This is a genomic window from Mixta mediterraneensis (genome assembly GCF_014946725.1).
Lineage (GTDB): Bacteria > Pseudomonadota > Gammaproteobacteria > Enterobacterales > Enterobacteriaceae > Pantoea > Pantoea mediterraneensis.
Window position 1 is genome coordinate 1 of sequence record NZ_JACFXY010000024.1, and the last position, 24,933, is coordinate 24,933.

General features: G+C 52.3%; 13 protein-coding genes, 1 tRNA gene, 1 other RNA gene and 3 pseudogenes. 6 read left to right on the forward strand and 12 right to left on the reverse strand.

Annotated features, from left to right (window positions below):
- Positions 1 to 87 (forward strand): annotated as a pseudogene (locus H2P46_RS22275) (IS5/IS1182 family transposase); the annotation flags it as partial.
- Between the two features lie 951 nt (positions 88 to 1,038).
- Positions 1,039 to 1,911, forward strand: a pseudogene (locus tag H2P46_RS22280) (alpha/beta hydrolase).
- Positions 1,912 to 1,915: 4 nt separating this feature from the next.
- Here H2P46_RS22280 and H2P46_RS22285 read toward each other — a convergent pair.
- The 8 genes and pseudogenes from H2P46_RS22285 to bcsA all read right to left on the reverse strand — a co-directional run bounded on the left by H2P46_RS22285 (position 1,916) and on the right by bcsA (position 17,283).
- Positions 1,916 to 3,403: a M16 family metallopeptidase gene (locus tag H2P46_RS22285; RefSeq protein ID WP_193406939.1), complete on the reverse strand. Its 1,488-nt coding sequence runs from the start codon at positions 3,401 to 3,403 to the stop codon at positions 1,916 to 1,918.
- 237 nt (positions 3,404 to 3,640) lie between these two features.
- Complete coding sequence (locus H2P46_RS22290; protein WP_193406940.1) at positions 3,641 to 4,927, reverse strand: dicarboxylate/amino acid:cation symporter; 1,287 nt, start codon at positions 4,925 to 4,927, stop codon at positions 3,641 to 3,643.
- A gap of 228 nt (positions 4,928 to 5,155) precedes the next feature.
- Positions 5,156 to 7,162 carry a biofilm formation regulator HmsP gene (hmsP, locus tag H2P46_RS22295; RefSeq protein WP_193406941.1) on the reverse strand — a complete coding sequence of 669 codons (2,007 nt, stop codon included), beginning with the start codon at positions 7,160 to 7,162 and terminating at the stop codon, positions 5,156 to 5,158.
- Positions 7,163 to 7,457: 295 nt separating this feature from the next.
- Entirely contained in the window at positions 7,458 to 8,462 is a 1,005-nt protein-coding gene (locus H2P46_RS22300) for a family 8 glycosyl hydrolase (protein WP_193406942.1), read from the reverse strand.
- Between the two features lie 12 nt (positions 8,463 to 8,474).
- Positions 8,475 to 8,918 carry a cellulose biosynthesis protein BcsD gene (gene bcsD, locus H2P46_RS22305; protein WP_193406943.1) on the reverse strand — a complete coding sequence of 148 codons (444 nt, stop codon included), beginning with the start codon at positions 8,916 to 8,918 and terminating at the stop codon, positions 8,475 to 8,477.
- Complete coding sequence (locus H2P46_RS22310) at positions 8,918 to 12,712, reverse strand: cellulose biosynthesis protein BcsC (RefSeq protein WP_193406944.1); 3,795 nt, start codon at positions 12,710 to 12,712, stop codon at positions 8,918 to 8,920. The genes bcsD and H2P46_RS22310 overlap by 1 nt, the downstream gene beginning before the upstream one ends.
- Before the next feature lie 9 nt (positions 12,713 to 12,721).
- A complete protein-coding gene (gene bcsB / locus H2P46_RS22315) occupies positions 12,722 to 15,178 on the reverse strand; it encodes a cellulose biosynthesis cyclic di-GMP-binding regulatory protein BcsB (RefSeq protein ID WP_193406945.1) in 2,457 nt (818 codons plus the stop codon).
- Positions 15,175 to 17,283 (reverse strand): annotated as a pseudogene (bcsA, locus tag H2P46_RS22320) (UDP-forming cellulose synthase catalytic subunit). The gene bcsB and the pseudogene bcsA overlap by 4 nt, the downstream one beginning before the upstream one ends.
- A gap of 136 nt (positions 17,284 to 17,419) precedes the next feature.
- On the opposite strand from bcsA, the gene H2P46_RS22325 reads away from it, so the two are divergent.
- Positions 17,420 to 18,388, forward strand: a complete 969-nt coding sequence (locus tag H2P46_RS22325; RefSeq protein ID WP_193406946.1) for an IS5 family transposase — start codon at positions 17,420 to 17,422, stop codon at positions 18,386 to 18,388.
- Positions 18,389 to 18,541: 153 nt separating this feature from the next.
- Here the strand turns inward: H2P46_RS22325 and H2P46_RS22330 are convergent.
- From H2P46_RS22330 to eptB, 3 genes are all read right to left on the reverse strand, one after another.
- Positions 18,542 to 18,671: non-coding RNA, RtT sRNA (locus H2P46_RS22330), on the reverse strand.
- A 33-nt stretch (positions 18,672 to 18,704) separates the two neighbouring features.
- A tRNA-Pro gene (locus tag H2P46_RS22335) sits at positions 18,705 to 18,781 on the reverse strand.
- 126 nt (positions 18,782 to 18,907) lie between these two features.
- On the reverse strand, positions 18,908 to 20,599 hold the full coding sequence (eptB, locus tag H2P46_RS22340) for a kdo(2)-lipid A phosphoethanolamine 7''-transferase (RefSeq protein ID WP_193406947.1): 1,692 nt from the start codon (positions 20,597 to 20,599) through the stop codon (positions 18,908 to 18,910).
- A 542-nt stretch (positions 20,600 to 21,141) separates the two neighbouring features.
- On the opposite strand from eptB, the gene H2P46_RS22345 reads away from it, so the two are divergent.
- On the forward strand, positions 21,142 to 21,735 hold the full coding sequence (locus H2P46_RS22345; RefSeq protein ID WP_193406948.1) for an HD domain-containing protein: 594 nt from the start codon (positions 21,142 to 21,144) through the stop codon (positions 21,733 to 21,735).
- 40 nt (positions 21,736 to 21,775) lie between these two features.
- Here the strand turns inward: H2P46_RS22345 and H2P46_RS22350 are convergent, their stop codons facing one another.
- The gene (locus tag H2P46_RS22350) at positions 21,776 to 22,069 is read right to left on the reverse strand and encodes an HTH-type transcriptional regulator (protein WP_193406949.1); all 294 of its coding nucleotides are present in this window, start codon (positions 22,067 to 22,069) and stop codon (positions 21,776 to 21,778) included.
- Positions 22,070 to 22,834: 765 nt separating this feature from the next.
- Here H2P46_RS22350 and H2P46_RS22355 point away from each other — a divergent pair.
- Together H2P46_RS22355 and H2P46_RS22360 are read left to right on the forward strand one after the other, a co-directional pair.
- Entirely contained in the window at positions 22,835 to 24,436 is a 1,602-nt protein-coding gene (locus tag H2P46_RS22355; RefSeq protein WP_193406950.1) for a gamma-glutamyltransferase family protein, read from the forward strand.
- 238 nt (positions 24,437 to 24,674) lie between these two features.
- Positions 24,675 to 24,933: DUF3053 family protein (locus H2P46_RS22360; RefSeq protein ID WP_193406951.1), on the forward strand; the 259-nt coding region annotated here is incomplete at its 3' end.

Consider the following 24,933-nt stretch of genomic DNA (forward strand, 5'->3'; position numbering starts at 1 on the left):
CGATGGGAGAAGAAAGTCGAAAACTACGAGGCGATGCTGCATTTTGCTTGCAGCATCATTGTCTGGAATAAAATCCTTTTGGGATAGGTTCTTAATATTTTTAATACATCAATTAATATTCAATTTTATTTACTCACCTCTTATTAGCAAAAACAATTAAATAATCCACTAATAAAGAAGCCGCCTGTGAAGCTATTTTTTGATCCGAATCGTATTAATGCTTTATTTGCCTTTACTCTATAGCTTATTTCTTTTATATCTGTGCCTGTCTCACAACGAGAGAGCAATCTGGAATATTGATCATGAAGGTAAAGGATTTACTGACGTGAATATTCTGTGACTCAGTTGTAAGATACGCTGAACAGGGTTACTTACCTGCCCTGTCCAGCAGTGAGCGTGTGACTATTGATAGTAATTAAAAAAAGCTTTTACCATCAATATGGATTAAGATAATTCTCGCGCTCGTACAATAATAATTAACGTTATATTGTTATTATAATAATAGAGTGATATTTCAACACCAGCTTATGTTGTTTTGCCGTAATGAAAAAACATAGAGCGTTTCGATGCCGTTTATATACTCTCCGGCATTTATGGCTTTTTCATCTCTGCTTCCGTGAATTTTCTCGTATAGCGGAAAAGGAATGCGGCCCTCGTGGTTTTTAGGCAGCCTTTGGCTGCCTTTTTCCTCTATTTTTATCAAAACATCCTGACAAGAAAGTCATGAATGAACCTGATAACTTTTTGTTGATGAGAGATAACAATGCCCGTATTAATTATTGAGGAAAATATCGTTGGTTCCAATAATCATTCTATAAACGTTATAAATTATCATTGCCCTTCCCTTATAAAATCCTATTCAAATCAAAATATTATAGTAAATCCCCTTCCCCAGGCACAGTCTGAATCTGCTTATTCTTGCCGTTTTCAGATGGACGACAGGGTTAAAAAAGGCCATCTTTCAACCAATAACAGCAGGAGGCTGTTTACCCGGCCGCGAACAAAACAATTAAAACAGCTCTCGTATCAGGACACGTTATGAATACAGAAATCATCAATATCTGGCCGCACGGAGACGCCCCAGGTGCCAGCGATTCGCACGCTCAACCGAAAATTGTTGATATGGCAAAACAGTACGAGCCATACGATCGAGCCGCCACGGGCATACGCTGCCCGGAGATGGCGATTTGGCATCCGGTTGAATCTAATGGCATCACCTTGCTGGTCGCGCCTGGCGGCGGTTACCATCGCGTGATGATCGATCGTGAAGGCAGCGCGCTCGCCACATTTTTCACCTCAATGGGTTACACGCTGGCGGTAATGACTTATCGCCTGCCATACGATGGCCATCATTAAAGCCCGGATGCGCCGCTGGCCGATGCGCAACGTGCGGTGCGAGTACTACGCGAGCGCGCGCAGCGTGGCCTGAATGGTAAATATATTGTCATGATGGGGTTCTCCGCAGGCGGCCATGTTGCTGCCAGCCTGGGTACGCGTTTCGCGGAAAAACTCTATCCAACGCAGGATAGCGCTGAAAATTACGCTCCACGTCCGGATGCGATGGTGCTGATTTATCCGGTGATCAGTATGCGTGAAGGACTGGTACATGAGGGTTCACGCACCCGTCTGTTAGGCGCCTGGCCGGATCAGAAAACGATCGATGCTTATTCAATGGAAACACGCGTACATGCTCAGGTGCCGCCGACATTATTGATCCACGCCGCCGATGATGAATCGGTATCCGTGAATAACAGCATGGTCTTTTTTAGCGCATTACGGGCACACAATGTGCCAGCGGAAGTGCATTTTTATCAGAAGGGCGGACACGGCTTTGGTATTCGGGGCCTGGCAGATTTGCCCCTCGCCAGTTGGCCCATGTTGGTGACCGAATGGCTCAGGGCAAAAACCTGAGAAATTAAGAAGCCGGTGGTGCTGTATCACTGTCCGGCTGAGCAGCATCACCGCCCGTGGCCGGAACCGCTGACGGTGCCATTACTTTATCCCAGTTGCTTTGTAGCATTTTCACATTAGTTTCTGCTTCGCCTTCCGGCTGGAGCAACATCATCATCAGTTCCTGACTGAGTTGCTGACGCAGTTCCTGATTCAGCTGATCGCGCGTTAAACCAGCCAGAAACGCCTGACGCAATTTCTGATACTGCTCAGGGGCGATGTCCACCACTGAATTTTGCTGGGAACGCAGACGCTGACTCATCAGAACATCGGTATCCGTGCGGGCATAGGTGGTAAACAGCTTGTTCAGCTCCAGCAACTTTTGCGCCATCAGCGCATCAAACTCTTCCTGCGGCAAGCCGTTATCCCGCACTTTCGCCAGTTCGCGTGCCACCAGGTTCATATTCTGTTCCAGCGAATCGTTACGCGCATCCATATTGATTGAGCATTGGGCGCGTTGATAGAGCACGCGACAATCAAACCCAACCTGTACACCCTGCGCTTTACTGTCGCTTAATGCGCGCTGCACATGCCAGAACAGCGCTTCACGCGCTAAATCTCCCTGCCAGTACCGTTGCAGATTATGTGAATCACGAATCGGTTGCCAGGGCGTGTCCCATACCAGCGACAAGCGATCCTGGCTCATATTGCCATTTACCAGATTTACCGGTTCATTCGGCAGCGGTGAAAGCGTCGGCAACGGCGCAGGCGCGTCACGTTTACCTTTCAGCGGTGAGAAGGCTTTATTGATTTGTTCCGACAAACTGCGGCTGTCAACGTTACCGACCACATACAACGTCATCGCATCCGGCGTATACCATTGCTGGTAAAATTCTTTTAATTGCGTTAAATCCACCGGCGCGCGTGGCTGCTCAGCGGGATCATGCGCTAACAGCGCCGAGCCTTTCAGGCGATAGCGCCACCACACATCCTGGGTATTTGCCGGCCAGGTTGCGACGGGATCGGAAGCAGAGAGCGCGGTATTCACTACCTGTTCGGTAATTGACATATTGCCTGCGGTAGCCGCCAGCCAGTTCAGCGCTTCTTTCAGCAGCTCCGGGCGGTTATTGGGCAGGCTAAGGTTGTATTGAGTGAAATCATAGGACGCGATAACCGGCGGCAGCGGATGCTGTGGATCCATCGCCTGTTGCCATAAAGCACGTTGTTGACTGGTATCGAGCGCGGCGTTATGCACCATGGCAAGGCGCGGCAGCAGATGACTGAAGCCTGCCTGTTGCGTTCCTTCCACCAGCGAGCCGGTATTAACCACCATCCGCAGTTCGATACGATCGCTCGGACGTTGCGGCGTTGTCAGAAGCTGCCAGTTAAATCCGTTATCCAGTTTGCCCTGCTGCCAGGCCGGATCCGGTTGCAGCGTTTCTGCCTGTACACCATAGCTGGTTGCAGCCAGCATTAATCCACCCATCAAAAGCCGAATTCTGGTGCCCTGCATGTAAACCCCTACTCAAACAATGCAAAAAATCATTATCGCTGGCACGATTTGCCGCTGTTATTAGCGAACCGGCAGAATGCCGGACCGCGCTGTTATTCCTCAACAAAGGCTTTGACCACAGGAAGGTCAGGATGTCGCGCAACGAAGTGAAAAACATTTTGAGGTTCATTATCCAAATGCCCGCTGTCAGGGCAAGTGACAGCGGGCATTTGTGGGGATTTAAGAGAAGATCAATGATTAAACGGTGGGTTCAGACGCTTTTTTCACCTTATTTTCGCCTGACAGAGTTTCTTTTAACTGCACTTCATCCAGCTGATCGACCCACTTTGCAACGACTATTGTCGCCACGCCGTTGCCGACCAGATTGGTCAACGCACGCGCTTCTGACATAAAACGGTCGATACCGAGAATCAACGCCAGGCCCGCCACCGGCAAATGCCCTACCGCTGAAAGCGTTGCTGCCAATACGATAAAGCCGCTGCCAGTCACGCCCGCTGCGCCTTTAGAAGAAAGCAGCAGTACGATCAACAAAGTAATTTGATGGAAAATATCCATATGTGCATTGGTCGCCTGGGCAATAAAAACGGCGGCCATCGTCAGGTAAATCGAGGTACCATCAAGATTAAACGAATATCCCGTTGGAATAACCAGCCCTACCACCGATTTCTTACAGCCCAGGCGCTCCATCTTATCCAGCATGCGCGGCAGCGCCGATTCGGAAGAGGAAGTGCCCAGCACAATCAGCAACTCTTCTTTGATATAAGCGATGAACTTGAAGATATTGAAGCCGACTACGCGCGCAATCAGACCTAACACCACCGTCACAAACAGAACACAGGTAATATAGAAGCAAACGATCAGCTGGCCGAGTTGCACCAGTGAACCCACGCCATATTTGCCGATGGTAAAGGCCATGGCGCCAAAAGCACCGATTGGCGCAAGGCGCATGATCATATTGATAATGCCGAAAATTACCTTCGAGAAGCTTTCAATAACGTTGAAAATCAGCGTGCCCGTATTACCCAAACGATGCAGCGCAAAGCCAAACAGGACGGCGAACATCAGCACTTGCAGAATGTTGCCGCTGGCAAATGCCCCGATCACGCTGTTGGGGATCACGTCCAGCAAAAAAGCAACCACGCCCTGCTGCTCGGCCTGGTGTGCATACATTGCCACCGCTTTGGCATCAAGCGTTGCCGGATCAACGTTCATTCCCGCGCCAGGCTGAATGACGTTAACCACGACTAACCCAATAATCAGCGCAATAGTACTGACTATTTCAAAATAAAGCAGCGCAACCGCGCCCGTGCGGCCAACGGCTTTCATACTTTCCATGCCAGCTATACCGGTCACCACCGTACAAAAAATAACGGGAGCGATGATCATCTTGATCAGTTTTACGAAGCCATCACCTAACGGCTTCATCTGAGTCCCTAACTCCGGATAAAAATGGCCCATCAAAACGCCGATGCCGATGGCAACCAGCACCTGGAAGTAAAGGCTTTTAAACAGCGAGGTTTTCATAAACAGGTGTCCACTAGCGACAGAAATGACGATATTGTCGGATTCGTTATCATGACCGGCAGACTGGTATATCCAGACATCACCGGTAGTCGAAAAATAACATTCTGTTTACGGGATTAATACAGGCTTACAAAGCCCAGGGAAATGATACAGACATAATTCTGAACTGAAACGCTTCAGCTTTGACTTTTGTAACTAAAATTCTTGCAAAATCAATAAAGCAGGTGATTATTCTGGTCGTGCCAGCTTTCTCATCCATTGCTGATTGAACCGTGTCAGAGAAACGGCTTCCGAGTAGAGATAGCCCTGCCCGATGCGAATTCCGCGCGCCAGCAGCCAGTCACGCTGTTCACAGGTTTCAACACCTTCGGCAATAACATCAAGATCGATAATATCGGCGATAGCCGCCACAATGCGCACCATGGTGTCGTCAACAGGCAGCGCCGACACAAAGCTGCGATCCATTTTCAGTTTATTCACCGGCAAGGCTTTAAACTGATGCAGGTAATTCAGGTTGGAATAGCCCATGCCGAAATCATCCAGTGCGACTGCCACACCGGTTTTCTGCAGCATACGCAACAGCGACATAGCCTGTTCCGCATCACCAATCTGTGCGGTTTCGGTTATCTCCAGCACAAAAGTGCCAGGTGCAATACGATGACGTTCCAGTAATGATTGCAGATGTGTCACCATGCTGGCGTCGCGCAACTGCACCGCTGAAATATTTACGCTGAGGGGAATCATCACCCCATGTTTCTGCCAGGCCGCCAGGATACGGCAGGCTTCTTCAAACACCCAGCGACCAATAGCAGAGATGACGCCAAGCTCTTCGGCATTGGCGATAAATTCTTCCGACAAGCCATAGCTACCGTCCGGCTGACGCATACGTAGCAGCGCTTCCGCGCCAGCTAATTCACCCGTTTGCATGTCAATTTGCGGCTGGAAATAGAGCGCAAACTGCTCGTCGTGCAGACCCTGTAAAATATCGTGCTCCTGGGTTAAACGCTTCTGTGCACGCTCGGTTAACGCAGCGTCGAAAAACAGTATCTGGTTTTTGCCTTGATGTCGCGCCGACATCATCGCCGAGGTGGCGCGATCCAGCAGCTCATTGGCGCTGAGCGGCTCGTCATCACGTAATGCCAGACCAATACTGGCGTTGGGCCGTAGCTGCAATTGCTGCAGGTTTACCGGCTGATTAAGGCGAATCATCAGATTGCGGGCTAAACGCATGGTGCGAAACGGGTTATTAGCCCGCTTCATCAGCAATGCAAAGTCGCTGGTACTGGTTTGCGCCAGCAATGTGTGGTCGTCAATCGTGCTGCGAATCTTTTCTACCAGCGTCAACATCAAGGTATCGCGCTGCTCATCACTCAGTACACCGTTGGCTTCCTGCAACGTTTCAATGCGGAGCACCATCAAGCCAAACGGCTTAGCGCGATTACGTGTGTGCTGGTCGAGCAAGGCAAGGAACAGCGCGCGGTTTGGTAAATCAGTAACATCAAAGTGCGTCGTCAAACGACTCATTTCATCATGTACCGACTCAAGTACCTGCTGATTGCGGTTATAACTGCGGATCAACATGCCGATTTCATCATCATGATGCCCCTGCGGTAGCGTCAGCTTATGCGCCAGGATCGACTGCGGCGGCAACTCCTGCAATTCACGGGAAATGTCGCGTAGCGGATGGATGATCAAACGGTTGATGCACCAGCTAACGGCCACCGAAAGGATCAGCGCCAGGAGCAAATAAGTGGTGATCATCGTCGAAAACGTACTGAGGATAAACTGATATACGCGCGATGAGTCAGCCTGTAACAGCAAATATGCCAGGGGCTTCGGCGAGCCGGTGTTTTCGACGGAATAAAGGGGCAGCGTGATTTGTACCGGCAGCTCAAACAGCCGCGCCACTAAGCGTGGCACCGGTTTTTCTGGCACAAAGTCGGCATGCAGTACCTGAAATGCGTTTGGCAGCATCACGTCAGCGCGCGACAGGATTCCCGCCGGTCGGAGAGAGTGCAGAATGCGTTCGGCTTGCGGAATATCGGCTTTCAGTACCGCTTCAGACAGAGGCTGACGCACGGTATGCGCGATATTTTCCATTTGCTGGGCGTAGTCAATCCTGCGCTGCTGCACAAAATGAAACAGTTGGATAACGATAAAGATACTGATGGTGATGACCGCAACCAGCGACACTGTCGCCATCTGCTTTATCGTAAGCGACCGACTTACCCGCAAAAATTCTCTCCCGGCTATAAAAAAAGCTCAGTTATCAGACAGGAAAATGCGCAGCAAGTATATCCCAGCGCAAGGTTTTTTTTGAGGGAGATGCAGCATGACGAAGCAGAATCAGAACAACGCACTTTATTTAAAATCCGTCTACGGCACGGGCGACGGGGGCTGTCCCGATCCCTTCCCCGCGCCGTATTCCCAGGCTGGCCATTTAACGTCGCGTCGATAATGTCCGCCAGCGTCAGTCGCAGTCGTGCTTTTTCACCTGACGCTAGCGGCTCACTTTGTGCAGTAATAAACGCTACCGTTTCTCCTGACTGGCTAACCATGTCAGCAATTGCAGGCTGGCCGAGAAGTAATTTTGATCCGACGAGAGGTTATCGCTCAGGTACCCGGTTTCACTCATCATCAAATCACGAATCGCCAGTAAGCCGCCACCCAGATTGTAAGGCGCGGGTGTATTCGCCAGCACATCAAACCAAGCGGGCGTTTGCCGCCGATCGTAACCTTGCCAGACCCGCTGAAAGGGTGCCAGTGCCTGACTGTGCGGATCGTACCACCAGATATTCAGGGGGATGCGGATCGCGTCATAACTAAAACGGTTCGAATAACCCAGCGCGGGCGCTACCGAACCATCGGCATTCAGCGCGACCCAATCCAGCGGCAAGCCGGTTTGGCCGAAATGCATCTTGCTCAGCAAATCCGTGCCGTCGTTAATCAGTCTGGTCCAGACCTGAAGGTGGCTGCGTTGGGCGAACGCTTGCCAGGCGGCAAATAAAAAGTAGGATGGGTTCAGCACGATATAACTGTTTTTATTAAAGCCCTGCGCGCCCGGTAGCATGACCGTATGATCAGCAAAAGTGATCACATTAAGCTTCACGATTGCGCGCTGTATGCGTTCTGAGGCCTGCTGATAATCTTCTCTCTGCCACTTTTGCGCACCACGCTGCAATGCCCAGGCAAGGAGCACGTCACCGTCCGAGGCATTGTTTTTATCCGCCACCGGATCGTCTGCGCCCGGCGTGTAGCGCCAGTAAAACAGATCGTTTTGCGGATTGCGCAAGTGAGTACGCGTCCATTGCCACAGCCGGTCAAAGGTGGCGCGATCGTCATTCGCAACCGCCAGCAACATGCCGTAGCCCTGACCTTCGGTATGGCTGACATTATTATTGGCGGTATCGGTGATGCGCCCGTCTGACGTCATAAAACGGCTTTTAAACGTTTCCCAGCCATTTGCGGCGGCTTGTGTACTAACGGCCATCACCATGAAACACAATACCCAACGCCACCAGCCCTTAGCTCTCATCCCAGCATCCTGTTAATAGCGATAATGCAACGTGCTGCCGTCATTCCGTTCAAGTGTGACCGGGACTGTCGCGCTGCCGCCCTGACCCTGTAACCAGCCCGAATATAATCCCGCCAGCACCGCACCAAAGGCAGATTGCCAGTCAGCCGCCCCCTGCACGTTGTCACCCGCTGGCAACGCATGATGCTGTAACAGTAGCGCATTATTTTGCGGTTGTAGCTGCACAAAGCCCCAGTTGAAGCGCGCCAGCTGTAAGTTAATTTCACGCTCCAAATCTTGCACGCTATGCGCTTCTGGCAAAGGATAGCGCGCCGCCAGCGCTTCGCCCCGGTTCTGCAAAAAGGCTTCCGCCTCTTCCTGACCGGCATTCGCCACCATACCTTCCAGCAATACGCTAACCAGATCAAACCAGCCGGGCTGATGCGGGTGTGAAACCCCGCCAAAATGCTCACTCATTACTTTTCTCCGAACATGTAACGGAAGTACAACTGCGCCGTGCTTTCGTTGTAATCACCAAAGGTGTCATAGCCAAGCTGGCCGCCAATCGTCACGTCTTTATTAACTTTATAATCGGCACCGGCATGCAGGTTATAGCCGATACCGTTTTTGCTGTTACCTGAATAGTAGGACGCTTTGGCGTAACCCAATGAAGCCAATTGATTCATGACGGCCTGCGCCTCGGGATCATTCGGGAAGTAAGCACTTTTATCCTGACTGTAGGTTTGATAGCCGACTGAGCCGCCAACGCTGACATTTAAATCATCGAACTTACGTGAAAAATCAACCGGGAACGACACTGATGCATAGTTCTGTGGACTAAAATAACCACCCTGACCGTACGTGAAATAACTGAGGTTTTTCGAGAAGTCCATCCAGGATAAGCTCATGCCCACTTTGAGTTCGCGATCGTCATAATGGAAAGGCCGAACATAGGCGCCCGCTGTGGCCTGGATGCTGTTATTGCTGGCAACGTTTTCACCAAGATAACTATAAGCCCCGCCACCGGCGTAGAAGCCTGCATCGCCATTATCGTAACTCAGCAAGGCATTGCCGCCGTTTTTAGTGACGCGCCCCCATTTTGTCCCAGACGCCTTATCCGTTACGCCGACATAAGACAACAGGCTGTCGGTCATCGCGCGGCGTTCGCCGGTCAAAATCAACGTCAGGAAGTCAGTCAGCTTTGGCGACCATTGAACGCCGCCTACCAGCGTGCTGAGATCCTGACCCAGCGGGGTGCTACCCAAATCAATTTTGTAGTTACTGCCTTTTAACGCCAAATTCAGTTCAACACCTGTCGCTTTTTGCGAGTCAGTGGAAGCGCTCGGTACATCGTTCACGGTGGCGCCACCCAGAGCGACCACGGCGCCCTGAATCAGTGGATTCGCACCGAAGCGACGCCACGCATCACCCGACGCGCTGCCTGCAGTGAGAGAGACCGGCGTCATGGTGAAGTCGAAGCGTGATTCGCCAAACGGCACGGTGGAGAAAGTCAGCGGTGCTTTTGCTTCGGTGATTTTGCTCAGACCCGACTCACCATCACGTTCACGTATCTGCATCGCGCCCTGTACCCAGGTTCCGGTTTTTTCCTGCAACGTGTCCATCATGCTGTCGATCTGATGCAGCATCTGTACCTGCTGCGAAGGTACGCCGGGGCCGCCTGCCAGCGTGACGCCAACGGCACTGCTGGTTGACGCAGGCGTTGCCTGCCACGGCAACACCGTGCCATACCCGCCCACCGGGGATGTACTGCGGTTGATAAACGGATTGTCGGCCAGCGCCTGGCCGCCCATGGTTGGCAGACCTTCGCCTTGTGCGCCTTGCAGCCCAATTAACTGCCCACGTGCGTTGCGCAGATAAACCATCGCCTGAGAATGGTCGCCGTTGGCTTCCGCCACACGCGCCATTAGCAGCAGATGGTCGGGCGCCTGCGTACGCGTCAGACCGCGCGTCAGGTCGTTAGCCCGCTGTATATTGTGCTGTGCCAACGCAACGTTGATCGCACCAACCCGCGCCTCTTGCGTTGACGTGTCCTGCGTCATCAGATAGTCATAGATGACGGCCGCATCCTTATTCATCTTGCCGTCCTGATACAGACGCGCCATGGCGAACATAAGATCGCGATTTTGTGGATCGTGTTGCAGTGCGCCGATCAGCTTGTCATAGGCTGCCGCATACTGCTTCTGCTGACGCAGACGATCTGCTTCATTAATAAGGTACCCATTTCGAATATCGGCCAGTTGGGCGGCCGTGCTGCGCGCCTGTAATTCCGGGCTGCTGAGAAAGTTTTGTGCTTCGCCACCCAGGCCAGCCTGATTCAGCACCGCCATCTGCGCAGCATATTCACCCGCATTGCCCTGCACACCGCGCTGCATATTTCCATGCACCACTGCGACCGCCGTTGTTAAATCGCCAGCCTTCATCAGTTTCTGCGCCAGATTACCCGCATCGATCGGATTGGCTGGCGGGTTTGTAGCCAGCGCTTTCAGCGTGTTGGCTGCGGCGGCAATGGAGCCCTGCGCCAGGTACTGATCGGCAATATGCATTTGCAGATTGAAATTCACGCGCTGCGCCAGTTGTCGCATATCACGCATCTGATCAGCGGACGGAATACGCGTCAGCAACACGCTGGCCTGCTGCCGGCCGCCGTTTTCGCTGGCATACAGCGCGCCGGCATACAATTCGTTACTACTGGCGCCGCTGCGCATAACCGGTTGCATCACGCTGGCCGCCTGTAAATTGCTGCCCTGCTGACGATACAGACGAGCCAGGTCGAGACGCAACCAGCCGTCGTTTGGATACCGTTGTATGCCCTGTTGCAGCGTAGCAAGCGCGGCGCTGGCATTGCCCGCTGCCAGCTGGCGTTTGGCCTGCTGACGGATGGGATCGGTGCTGCTGCCACGCGGCGCGGTGCTTTGCTGCACGCTGTCCGGCAAGGACGCCAGTAACGAACTGGCTTCAGCGCTGCGGTTTTGTTGACGCAGCACGTAAAACAACCCCTCTTTTGCGCTGCGATTGTCTGCATCGATTTGTAAAACAGATCGATAAGTTTGTTCTGCCTGCTGCAGCTGATTACTGTGACGCTGTACATCGGCACGAAATAATTTAGCAGCAATACCTTTCTCGCCTTCGGCCTGGCTCAGCGGTTCGCTCAAGGCCAGAGCCTGCGCATTATCGCCACTTTTTAGCGCCTGCTGCGCGTTAGCCAGTTGCGCATAGAAATGTGCATCATTGGCCTGTTTCTGGCGTTCCGGCCCTTGATCGCCACCTAACTGTGCAGCGCGTTGCAGATAATCGGCGGCTTCCTGATAACGTCCCGCGCGCTGGGAAACATAACCCATCCCTGCCAGCGCATCGGCATCCTGGGGGTTAGCACTCAGCACTTTTTCAAAATTACTTTGCGCGCCGCTTACGTCGCCGCTATTCAGATCGGTAAAACCTGCGCCTTTCTCAGCGCCCCCGACATGACTGTGGTAATAATTCATTACCGCCGTGTCCTGTGGGTGACGTTGTTGCCAGGTTTGATAGATCGCAGCATCGGAAGCTTGTGGAGCGAGCCATAACAGCGCCTGACGCAGCGAGCGGTCGGCATCTTTGTTGCCATCCGCCAGCGAACTCAGCACATCAATCCCTTCGCGACGCGTCGATTCCTGATACGTCAGCGCTTTACCCAACGCCTGCTTCGCCGCAGTATCTTGTGGATGTTCAGCCGAGAACTGCCGCAGCGCCTCTGCTGCCTGCGGCAACAGCGTGCGGTCACCCGCCATGGTCAGATAATATTCTGCGGCGACGCTGGCTGGCGGCGCGTTGCCATTGAAGGTGCTGCGCCACGTCTGCAGCGCCGCCGCGATATTACCGCTGCGTGCCTGCTGGCGTGCCAACGCGAGCTGCGCCTGTGGAATGGTTTGCAGTTGGCGGGCGGTATCCAGCTCGCTTAAGTGCGCATCATCCGGCGAAACATGGCTGAGCCGTGCGCGATATTGCGCAGCGCTGACACTGTCCCCGCTTTGCTGTGAATAAAGCGCCAGCAGATACAGCGCCTGGGTATTGTTGGGTTCAACCATCAACACCTTTTGCAGCGATGCTTTTGCCAGATCGTCATGAGCTTTCTGATGCCAGTAAGTGGCCTGATCAAACAGCGCCTGTAACGCAGGGTTTATCATCTCAGCCGCGAACAGCGACTGAGAGAGCGACAGTGCGCTGCCCAGCAATAGTGCGTGACGGATGCCGGCATTCAACAGATTCTTTTTCATTTTTATTCCTTACTTCTTGCCGGAATCGCGATCGTTTTTTACATTGAGGCGGCGCTGCGCGTGGCGCTGCAATATCATCCACGCTGCGCTTCCTGTCAGTGCTGAGAGCAACAACGCCGCCAGCGCCATCAAAACGGAATGCTGGTTGGCATACCACATCACCATCATGTACCAGGGCATTTCACCGCTCGGGAACTGTGAGCCAACGCGGAAACTGCGGATACCGTTTTCATCAGTAATGATGGCCGTATCCCCCCGAATCCCGGCGTTGATGCGTGCTGAACTTAAGTCGCTATGCAGACGCAACAGCTGCTCATCGCTGGTGGCAATGGTCATCACCACCAGGCGATCCGGGTTCCATGGCGAGCGATAGCTCAGAAAGCCACGCCACGCTTCGTTCGATGAGAAGTAACGATCGGCATCCAGCTGCTGGCGATACCAGTCACCCATTAGCCAGGCGCGGGCTTTTTCCAGCGTATCCGGCTCTTTGACGCCAAGCGTGTTGCCGCTGGCTTCGTAAGGTGAGTTCACCAGCATCGCCTGATTAAAGTTGCTGTTGTCCGTGGTGCTGAGCGCCAACACATCGCTTTGCTGCAAACGCGCCAGATTGGTGCCCCCATTCGGCATGCCAAACAGCACCTGATTTTGTATCAGCGCAACGCCCGTAGCGTTGCCGGCACGGGCTGCCAGATCCAGTAAGGTTGAGATTTCAGCATCGGAGGGCTTTTCTGGCAGCAGTAGCATGGTCTGGCTAAAGTCTGCCAGACGCGAGAACGGAAACGATGCCCCAACAAAGTAAGACAGATTGGGCAGCAGGCTGAAGTGACGCGTGTGGCTCAAATCAATCCATGAATCTTCTTCGATGCGGCTTTTAATGTTGTTATTCAGCAGCACACCGCATGGCGCATCGCTCTTTGGCGCGATATTAAAATACAGCACCAACTGGTTGTCGCCGTAGATCAGATAGGGATCGAGGTCGATCCGATACTGTTCCTGGCGCGCATCACCTCCCAGGAGACGCCAGGCACTTTCCAGCAGGCCGACTTTATTCACCGTCAGGTTGCGTAAGAAAGTGCCGTTCAGCATCACGTTAAGTAACGAGGTATTTTCATCCAGCCAGCTTTCTGACGGAAAGCGATAGTGCAAACTCACCGGCACCGTATCGCCATCCCACAGGAACAGATCGGGCGCAGCACGGAAATTTACGCGTAATGCATCATGCCAGAGGCCAGTGCTGGTCAGGCTTTGATCTTTTCGCAACAGTTCGCTCAAACGCACCGGACGGCTGGTGTTGATCCAGCGCGGCGCATCGTACGGTTTACGGCTGGCGAGCATCTGCGGCTGCACCAGCAGGCTGCTGGCATCCGTGGTCAGTGGCTGCGTGGTCAGGCGATAAGCGGCCTGACGCAGCTGCGTTTCATTTTCGCCGATTACCAGCAACAGCTTGTAAACCGGATTATTGGGGTTATCCACCATTTGCAGCTGTGGACCCGTGCTCGTCGGGAACGTCAGCGAGCCAATCCTGTCGCCAGGATGGCCCAACAGGATGCCGTTTTTTTCCGGTAATTCGCCACGCACTACCGGGAAACGAATACCGCGATAGTCGCTCTGAATACCAAGCCAGGATGCAATCAATGCCGCGGCGCTGACCGAATCTGGCGCCACATCACTGGCGAAACCAAACGTCACGCTCGCCGCTGACATGCGCTGTGGATCGAGGAACGGGCGGGGGAAATTACGCAGGCTGGTGCCGATGTTCAGCTGCTGTCCCTCAAGGGAGAGCGTGGTTTTCGGCAAAATAGTAACCTGATACTGTCCCGCGCTCTCTTTCTCGCACAGCAATTTGTCTGCGTCATTGATTTTGAAACTCAGATTGTTGCTGGATACCACCATGGCTGGCGGAATATCCAGCTGATAATCACTGACATCGCTGTCGCCAGCACCTAGTGGCAAAGTCCCCAGCGGCTGACCGTTCAGCATCAGCTGCAGGGAGGTGTTACGCGCGGCCAGCGCTGACGACACGCGCAGCGACAGATTGAGATGCGCATTGGTCACCACTTCATCATTGGGCAGCGTAAAAACGATACCGGATTGCAACTGACCACCAGACAGCGTGATGCCCTGGGTTTGGCCCATTTGCGCGACGGTAATAGCGCTGCTGACTGGCTGATTCAGCGACGCGCTGACGATTGGCGGCGGTACATCCACTGGCGCGGTGACGGCCTGGCCTGGCGCATAAGGTAATGCTCTGGCTGCCGCTTCCAGTTGGGGGTCGGCACTTTCCTGCTCTTCTGCTGGCGTAGTCTGTGACAAGGCGCTGCTATCCTGCGTCACCACAGGCGCAGCGCTGTTTACCGGTGCATCATTGCTGTTGCCATCCACTAACGGCGTTTCAGACCAGGCTGGCGCCAGCAACAGCGCGACTGCCAGCGGGCTTGCCAGCAGCGTTTTTTTCAGGATTTTCATGCTGCGCTGTCCTCTTTCGCGGCAGCGCGCTGAGCGGCTCTCCTTCGCTTCGCCTGGCGGTCTTTCCAGGTTAGCCAGAACAACTCAAAAACGGTACGAACAATGGTGCCGAGAGAAACCAGCGGATTATCTTTCTTATATTCCGGCTGAATCCATGCATCGGCGCGTGCCAGGACCACGCGCACCAGCTCGCGACGACGCGACAGCGGCATGGCACCAAAGCTCAGGCGAATACATTTTTCGTCCGCGGAAATTTTGCTTACCGGAATAGTGATCGTGCCGGACTTTAACAGCAGATCGATCTCTTCGATTTCATCAGACTCATGGTGACCCTCTGGCGCATCCAGCAGCGTGCCCCCCATCGACATATCGCTGGTCATGGTGCGTAACGAAATCCCGCTGGCGTAGTGGATAATCGCCGGAATTTGCACCTCAATACGGATAGTTTTACGCACCTGACGGGTTTCACGCGCGACGGCAATCGCCGCCATCAGGATGATCAGGCTGAAAGCTGCCCAGCCGACGTTCAGGGCAATAACATAAGGATCAACGCCGAAGTAGTCATGCATTACCGCGCGCACTATGCCAGCCACAATGCTAACGGAAAGCAGCAGCGCAACGATGACATGAGGACGCGCGATATGAAAATCAAAGAAGCCCTGATCCAGTACGCCGCCCTTATCCGTTACGTTAAATTTACCGTGTTTCGGTGACAGCATGGTCAGGACCGTCGGGATAACCAAATGGAAACACATGACTGTTTCATAGATTTCACCCCAGAAGGTGTAACGGAAACGGCCATTCATCCGCGAGTTGACGTAGAGCGACATCACCAGATGGGGTAATACATAAGCAAAAATCAGCGGCGCCGAAGAGTGAATAATATTGAGGTTAAACAGTAAATAAGCCAGCGGCGCGGTCAGAAACGCAACACGCGGCAGAGCAAACTGGAAGTGCAGCATAGCGTTGAGATAACACAAACGTTGCTGCCACTTCAGGCCCCGGCCTAGCAGCGGATTATCAACGCGAAAAATCTGCGTCATACCACGCGCCCAGCGGTTACGCTGAATAATGTGCAGACCAAGACGTTCTGTCGCCAGACCAGCCGCAAGCGGAATTGACAGAAACGCCGAGCCCCAACCCAGGCGCTGCATTTTTAGGGCGGTATGCGCATCTTCCGTCACGGTTTCAACCGCAAAGCCGCCGATTTGCTCCAGCGCCGAACGACGGATCACTGCACAGGAACCGCAAAAGAAAGTCGCATTCCAGTTGTCATTCCCCTGCTGAACCGGACCATAAAACAGCGCTCCCTCATTGGGAATATTGCGCGCTGCCCGCAGGTTCCGTTCGAACGGATCGGGTGAATAGAAGTAGTGCGGCGTCTGTAATAGCGCCAGCCTGACATCTTTCAGGAACGGACCAACGGTAGCCTGCAGGAAAGTGCGGGTTGCCACGTGATCACAGTCAAACACGCAAATCAGTTCACCTTTTGTGATTTTCATTGCGTGATTAAGGTTACCGGCTTTGGCGTGTCTGTTGTCATCACGGGTGATGTAGTCGATACCCACATCGGCGGCAAATACGGCAAACTCGCTGCGCTTGCCGTCATCCAACAAATAAATTTTTAACTTATCGCGCGGATAATCAATACACTGCGCCGCCAGCACGGTGTCGCACACGACCTCAAGGCTTTCGTTATAGGTCGGTACGTAAATATCCACCGTTGGCCACAGACTGGTATCGTCCGGCAGCGGTTCGATAGTACGTTTTAATGGCCAGATAGTTTGCAGAAAGCCAAGAAGTAATATTACCCAGACATAAAGCTCAGCCAAATATAAGCCGATGCCCATGATGGCTTCAATTTCTGAATTAAAATGCAGCGTCTCTGTGGTGCGTCACCAAATATATCGGCTGGACATCAGCGCAGAAAGGAGCACCATAACGACAGTTACTTTCCGACTTTTACTGAAACCCAATAGAAACATCATACCGATGCTGATTAAGCCAAAAATATACTGCTTTTGGCTATCCATCGGCGTAATGATGATCACCGCGGCGACAGGTGCAAGCACCAGCAGCAGCAGGTAAAACCCGACTTTACTCATGAGTCACCCTGAGGGAGCTTATTTTAAATGGCTTTGCGCTACCCGGCTATTAATAGTGATTGGTACGAATGGGTTCCTGAAATTCACCGTTACCAACGGTGATAGGCTTTGTTGAATAAATCGAACTTTTGCTGAGTTGAAGGATCAGATCACGCATCCTCCCGACAACACAGACCGTTCCGTGGCAAAGCAAAAGTTCAAAATCACCAACTGGCCCACCTACAACAAAGCCCTCATCAACCGTGGCTCCCTCACTTTCTGGCTGGACGATGAAGCGACTCATGCCTGGTATGAGTCGGCAACGCCTTCATCACGGGGAAGACCTCAGCGCTATTCTGACCTTGCCATCACCACCGTCCTGATGATTAAACGCCTGTTCCGGCTGACCCTGCGGGCTGCGCAGGGTTTTATTGATTCCATTTTTGCCCTGATGAACGTTCCGTTGCGCTGCCCGGATTACAGCAGTGTCAGCAAGCGGGCAAAGTCGGTTAATGTCTGTTTCAAAACACCCACCCGGGGTGAAATCGCACACCTGGTGATTGATTCCACCGGGCTGAAGGTTTTTGGTGAAGGCGAATGGAAAGTCAAAAATCACGGCAAAGAGCGCCGTCGTACCAGGCGGAAGCTGCATCTGGCCGTTGACAGCAGAACACATGAAGTCATCTGCGCGGACCTGTCTCTGAACAACGTCACGAACTCAGAAGCTTTCCCGGGTCTTATCCGGCAGACACACAGAAAAATCAGGGCAGCCGCAGCAGACGGCGCTTACGACACCCGACTCTGTCACGATGAACTGCGGCGCAAGAAAATCAGTGCCCTCATCCCGCCCCGAAAAGGAGCGGGTTACTGGCCCGTAGAGTACGCAGACCGTAACCGTGCAGTAGCGAATCAGCGGCTGACCGGGAGTAATGCCCGGTGGAAATGGACAACAGATTACAACCGTCGCTCGATAGCGGAGACGGCCATGTACAGGGTAAAGCAACTGTTCGGAGGTTCACTGACGCTGCGTGATTACGATGGTCAGGTAGCAGAGGCTTTGGGCATGGTGCGTGCGCTGAATAAAATAACGAAGGCTGGTATGCCAGAAAGCGTGCGTATTGCCTGAAAACCCGGTCAGCTACAGAGTCACTCGTCCTGAAGCTGATTTATTCAACAAAGCCGCTTCGCTAATGAATCGGCTCAAACCTCCTTCGGAGGTTCTCATCCTCATTGACTTCAGGCGAAAAAAAACCTGCTTTAAAAAGCAGGTTTCTAAAACTGGTCGGCGAGAGAGGATGACGCTTCTCGCTGAGAAGCGCCCTGCGGGCCGTTGCTGAAGCAACGTTGTCTCGCTCCGCTCGGCTCAAACCTCCTTCGGAGGTTCTCATCCTCATTGACTTCAGGCGAAAAAAAACCTGCTTTAAAAAGCAGGTTTCTAAAACTGGTCGGCGAGAGAGGATTCGAACCTCCGACCCTCTGGTCCCAAACCAGATGCGCTACCAAGCTGCGCTACTCGCCGATGGGGGCGCATAGTACTTCGCCCCATTTATAGCGTCAACCGCTTTTTACGTTTTCCCTGTCGATCGCCTGGAAAGCATGCGGCGCGCGAAAATAGGCTCGCGCAGCAATAAGTTTCAGGCAGTAATCACAGTGAACTGGCCTTGCCAGAAGCCGGAACCTGACACCAGTTATTGGCTGCGTTAATGCCTCCATCCGGTGAGGTATAACCCAGGCAACCCAGTATGGTATCGAATAATTCAACGTGGCGATGGGTTTTCCCTACGCGCTGCTGCGCCTGCAAACGTTCAAAATTGCTGCGGTTAGTGGGATCGGCCAGATACTTATCCGAGGCCCAGACCATCATTGGCACGCGGAACTGCTCTGGCGGTGCCATTTCACGTGGCGTGCCATGCAGGTGCATGTTTTCGCTGATCGATTCACCATGATCTGCTGCATAAAACACAATCGCTTTTTTATCTCGTAGCTGATCAAGAACGCTGTCAAGCATAGTATCCACGTACAATACCGAGTTGTCATAAGCGTTAATCAGCTGCGCTTTGCTACAGGTGTCATCAACGCCTATACATTCTGGCTGATAGCGTGCAAAGCTACGTGGATAGCGCTGCGAATACAGATAATGCGACCCTTTGGTATGCAGTATCACAAGGTGTTTGCCTTGTGGGAAGCGGTCCAGCGAGGCTTTGAGTTCCGGCACCAGTAGCATGTCATCTACCGGTTTACCCTGGTTGCGCTTCTCAGAACCAATCTGCTCACGGAAAGCAAAATTATTGGCGTTAACATTATCGTAGAACCACACTTCGCTCTGCATAGCGAAAAGCTCTGAAGTGAAGCCCAGCTCTTTCATCACCGCAAATACGTTCTGCTCTTTCAGCGTGCGTCCCGGCGTGTCCATTGTGCCACCTTCACGCACAAACATGCAGCGCAGCGACAGTTTGGTCGCGGTGTCGCAAGACTCTCCACGGAACGCCACTAAATTCTTCTCTTTAGACAGCTTCGGCGTGGTATCACGTTCATAACCGAGTATGCCCATATGATCCCAACGCGTAGTTTCCCCAATTACGAACACCACATAAGTGTCGTCTAATCCCTTTGGCGCAACGTAGGTAAATTTCTTCGCGGGATCGAGCAGTTCCTGACCGTCGAGGGTTTCATCAAACTGCGTCCAGGCAAATAACCCCACCGCCGCCAGCCAGTTTGACGGTAAATAAGAGTGCGCTACGATACCGCCATAACTGGGCAGATCGACATTCGTAATATCTTCATTAACTTTTTGCAGCTTATCGAAATAGCGAATCGGCAACCAGACCAGCGCCACACAAACCAACATGATCACCGTAGGTTTAAGACGCTGGCCCGGCGTTCGTAACTGCTCATTCAGGGTCAGGCTCAGATTATTACGCCAAATCAACAGCAGCGGCAGCGCGCTGACTAATATCATCCATGCATAAAAGTGCAGGCCAATAACCTCTTTCGACAAATCCATATCGGTGGTCATTACGGATGCCACAATGCCATAGCCAATGACCACATTGAAAAAAGTCATGTAATAAGCAGAAGCAACCGAAATAAGCACAAGACAGGTCGCGAGCACGCGATAAATTTTCTTGCCGCCCAGCGACAGAAGGCGCATCAGAAAGAAAGTCAGTACAACAATTGCCACTACTTCCGTGGCGGCAGTTACCCAGTTTATTAACGTTGATTTAGTTAAAAACCCATCAAAACGGCGATAAAAAACAGGTAAATTCAGCAAGATACCGATGTACAACGCCAGCAATAGCGACAGCTTTTGCTGCGTTAGTTTTTTAATATAATTCATGAAAAATGGTGTTTCCCTAGAGTTTGCGCTTTATCGAACGTTAGTGTGACTACCAGGTTGCAATAGAGTTCGTTTCATTAGCGCAACGGACAAAATGTCGGAAATGTCTAAACGGTTTACCGCGAAGGGAAGCAGTAAAACATGCAAGGATTGGTTAGACCAGTAAATAATATGATTAATAAACGATCGCCTGTTTTTTTAATCTACTCATCCCTCTTAAACTGCTGCGGCCCGGGGTTTCAACAGCGTCTGAAAACAGCATCAGGATTCTTTGCCCTGCTTCGGACAATGTGATTACCCGGCATTCATCATGGCGTGAAAGCTGAGAATGGCGAACGGCTAAAATACGTGACGTAAACAATCTCTGACAGGCCTTATTTCTATCAGAAGATCATAATACAGCGCGCAGCGCAGCAATGGATTTAGCAACGGTACGGTAGCGCCGCCTCCCATTTTTTGTCATCTTGATAAGTATTCGTGAGTAAAAACACAGATAGCGCGCTAAATAATTGCAAATCGCTTCTTATGCTGGAGATTAAAGCATGTTGGATTCTCTGGATGACAGGGCGCGACGCTATGCCACGCAGGCCCATGCCGAAGCAGGCCAGCGACGCAAATACACTGATGAGCCGTATATTGTACACCCTGCGGCGGTGGTTGAATTAGTCCGTAGCGTCAGTAATGACGAACATTCGCTGGCCGCGGCCTGGCTACACGATACGGTTGAAGATACCGCCACCACCTTAAACGATATTGCTGATCATTTCGGCCCACGCGTGGCTGAACTGGTAGAGATGTTGACCGATAGCGCTCAGCTGGCGGCAAAAAACCGTACCGCACGCAAGCTGGCCCATTTTCAACACACCGCCAGCGCCTCTCCCGCAGCGCAAACCATAAAATTAGCGGATATTATCGACAATACGCGTTCCATTGTGCGTTTTGATCCACATTTTGCCCGGGTTTATCTGATAGAAAAGAAGGTGCAGATCGGCCTGCTGAAACAGGGCCATGCCCAGCTTTGGCAACAGGCATCTATCATTATCGAAAATGGCATCGCTCAGCTAGGACAGCCGCCGTATAGTGTGCCGGAGAGTTGGTTTATCAAGCAGACCGCGAAATACCGTGGCTTAAGCTAAAAAAAACCCGCCAGCGGCGGGTCCCTTTGTTTTTCTCATGTTATTCAAGTAACTGCCGCCCAAGATAGGGGTTGGCATGAAGCAATTTCATCAATTTCTGTGCGGTGGCTGAAGGACGTGTGCGGCGTGCCTCCCAACTTTTCACAGAAGAAACACTAACACCCATCACTTTGGCAAATTCATCAACCTTCATACCGGTCATTTCACGCAAGCGTTGTGGTTCTGGCATGACGGGCTGGAGTTGAATCTCCGAATCAATAGCGCGTTTATCACGTGTCAAAACAATCTGCTCAAGGCTGCTGAGCAATTCAAACATTGGGTCTTTTAATTCCATAGAGAACTCCTTAAAACTCACTATGAATCACCTGAAAGTAGAAAGGTAGGAATCTGAAATCAGATTCTGAAAACAGACAAATCAGGCTGTATCCCGCAAGGGTTTGTTTTTGTTATAGGTGAAACCATTACGGGACACAGCCTGTTGCGCACTGCTTGTTAAAGATGTCAGGGCAATGCAACAAATGCCGGGATGATAAGTATGGATAGAGACCTGACGGTTTGCTGAACAATTTATGATTATTTTTTAACTTTGTGCTAGCGCCTCAACCTAATTACCAATAACCAATTGATTAATATCGTCTTTTATTAGCACTTTTCCTTGCCGTTACTGAATAATTGCGCTTAACGGTGAGACAACCCTAAGCTCTATATCCTCTCCCACCTTCTGAACTGACCCAGAATGCCTGCTGTATCGTTTGTTTGTGCTGTTTCCGCCGGTTCTCCACCCACACCAAACGCTGTTCGCCTTCTGTCTTTCAAGGCTATGCCACAACATCAGCAGAAAGGGTTTTCTAATAACAACTTAATACGGCAGGCTGCTGTTAAAGATGAATTCAGGTGCTTTAGCTCCACTATCAGCCGAAACCAACCGGTGACGTGCGGGGCGAGCACAGCTAATACAGGGCGCGATGCTAATACCGTTTACGGATAACTGACGCAAACGCTACACGTGCCGTTTTTTTGTGCAACTTGCCATTAGGCTGAGCATGACGAATGACGCGACGCGCTTGATTGGCATAACGACTGAACAAAAGGAGTCTTTATGAAAGAAACAGTAGATTTTGATGTCAGCTACCCTTCGCATCGTGTACCGATGATGGGCCGCAATGCGGTTGCCACTTCACAACCGCTGGCTGCACAGGCAGGCATGCGCATGTTGCAGCGAGGCGGTAACGCAGTTGATGCCGCAATTGCCACCGCCATCGCGCTGACGGTGCTGGAGCCAACAGGCAACGGTATTGGCAGTGACGCGTTCGCCATTATCTGGGATGGTAAAGAGCTGCATGGATTGAACGCGTCAGGTCGCGCGCCGGCGGCATGGAGCCCAGAGCGTTTTGCCGGTCACAGTCAAATGCCGTCAACCGGCTGGGATGCCGTCACCGTGCCTGGAGCAGTCTCTGCCTGGGTAACCTTAACCGAACGTTTTGGCACCCTGCCGCTAACCACACTGGCACAACCGGCAATTGAATATGCGCGCGACGGTTTTCCAGTCTCCTCATTGATTGGTCAACTGTGGCAGCGCGGTTACGACAAACTGAAAAATCAGCCGGGATTCGTGGAATGTTTTGCGCCAGAAGGGCGTCCGCCGCGCATTGGCGAGCTGTTCCGCAACCCAGCGCAGGCCGAAACGCTACAGAAAATAGCCGAAAGCAACGGTGAAAGTTTTTATCGTGGTGAGCTGGCAGAAAAGATTGCCGCTTTTGCGCAGGCGCATAACGCCGCCCTGACGCTGGAAGATTTAAAAAAACATCGCGCCGACTGGGTGAAGCTGCTGTCGCATCCGTTTGCTGGCGGGTCGGTTCAGGAGTTGCCGCCGAATGGCCAGGGCATTGCTACATTAATCGCGCTTGGCATTCTGGAGGCGTGGGATATTGGTCAATACGCGCCGGATTCTCCGCAGTGGCTGCATCTTTCCATCGAAGCGATGAAGCTGGCTTTGGTGGACTTAGAGCGCTACGTCACCGATGAAGATCATCTTGAATTCCCGGCTAATTTGCTACTGAGCGAAGGCTATCTTAAGCAGCGCGCGGCGTTGATTAACCCGGAACAGGCAGGCGATTTTACCTTTGGTTCGCCGCAGCAAAGTGGCACGGTTTATCTCTCAACCGCCGACGCCAGCGGCATGATGGTGTCATTTATTCAGTCTAATTACATGGGCTTTGGTTCCGGCGTGGTGGTGCCGGGAACCGGTATCAGTCTGCAAAACCGCGGCGCGGGTTTCTCGCTGGACCCTCATCATCCAAATGCGGTCGCGGGAAATAAGCGCCCGTTCCATACCATCATCCCGGCCTTCGCGCTGGATGCGCTGGGGCAACCGCTGATGTCGTTTGGCGTAATGGGCGGACCGATGCAAGCGCAAGGACATCTGCAACTGGCGCTGCGCATCATGCAGCATAAGCAAAACCCGCAGGCGGCAATTGATGCACCGCGCTGGCGCGTCGTGCAAGGGCGTGAGGTTGTATTCGAGTCAACAATCGATCGTAATACGCTGAGCGCGCTGCGTCGGCTGGGGCATAACGTAGTGCTGGAAGATCCGCTAAGCAACTATAACTTTGGTGGAGCACAGGTGATTGTGCGCGATCCGCAAGGGTTTTATATCGCCGCGACTGAAAGCCGTAAGGATGGCCAGGCGCTGGTGTATTGAGTATCAGCGGGGAGGCGGAGAGGATCGCGGATACGCCCTGTGGTGCGCCTGCTGCCTGACAATCTGAACGGGCAAGCTTTGGGATTCAGTTCAGCTGACAGGAGAAGGCTGAACGAGCAGGTTGTGCGTACAATACGTAACCGCGCGGGTTTCACGTTGTGTGCGCTCCCGTGTTTGTTCTATTCTTTAGGCCATTCTTCCCTAGACATCAGCCCGTTTACTAACAGGAGTTGAACGCATGGCTTCAGGACTTTCCCGCCTCTGGGTGCGCAGCAGCCTATTACTTGCTGGGGCGCTTATTGTGCTGCAACTCACCGCATGTGGTGATAAAGAAGGCGACCAGCGTAAAGCCTTTACCGATTTTCTACAAAATACCGTGTTGCGCAGCGGCGAACATCTGCCGAGTCTGAGCGAAAATCAAAAGCAGAGCTTCGGTAAGTTCGCCAGTGATTACGCCATCATTTATGGTGTCAATACCGATCGAATTCTGACCCACC

Excerpts from the sequence above, each read along its gene's own strand:
- bcsB (WP_193406945.1), bottom strand. The coding sequence starts at position 15,178 with ATGAAAATCCTGAAAAAAACGCTGCTGGCAAGCCCGCTGGCAGTCGCG.
- bcsD (WP_193406943.1), bottom strand. The coding sequence starts at position 8,918 with ATGAGTGAGCATTTTGGCGGGGTTTCACACCCGCATCAGCCCGGCTGG.
- H2P46_RS22345 (WP_193406948.1), top strand. The coding sequence starts at position 21,142 with ATGTTGGATTCTCTGGATGACAGGGCGCGACGCTATGCCACGCAGGCC.
- H2P46_RS22290 (WP_193406940.1), bottom strand. The coding sequence starts at position 4,927 with ATGAAAACCTCGCTGTTTAAAAGCCTTTACTTCCAGGTGCTGGTTGCC.
- H2P46_RS22355 (WP_193406950.1), top strand. The coding sequence starts at position 22,835 with ATGAAAGAAACAGTAGATTTTGATGTCAGCTACCCTTCGCATCGTGTA.
- H2P46_RS22300 (WP_193406942.1), bottom strand. The coding sequence starts at position 8,462 with ATGAGAGCTAAGGGCTGGTGGCGTTGGGTATTGTGTTTCATGGTGATG.
- eptB (WP_193406947.1), bottom strand. The coding sequence starts at position 20,599 with ATGAATTATATTAAAAAACTAACGCAGCAAAAGCTGTCGCTATTGCTG.
- H2P46_RS22285 (WP_193406939.1), bottom strand. The coding sequence starts at position 3,403 with ATGCAGGGCACCAGAATTCGGCTTTTGATGGGTGGATTAATGCTGGCT.
- H2P46_RS22310 (WP_193406944.1), bottom strand. The coding sequence starts at position 12,712 with ATGAAAAAGAATCTGTTGAATGCCGGCATCCGTCACGCACTATTGCTG.
- H2P46_RS22350 (WP_193406949.1), bottom strand. The coding sequence starts at position 22,069 with ATGGAATTAAAAGACCCAATGTTTGAATTGCTCAGCAGCCTTGAGCAG.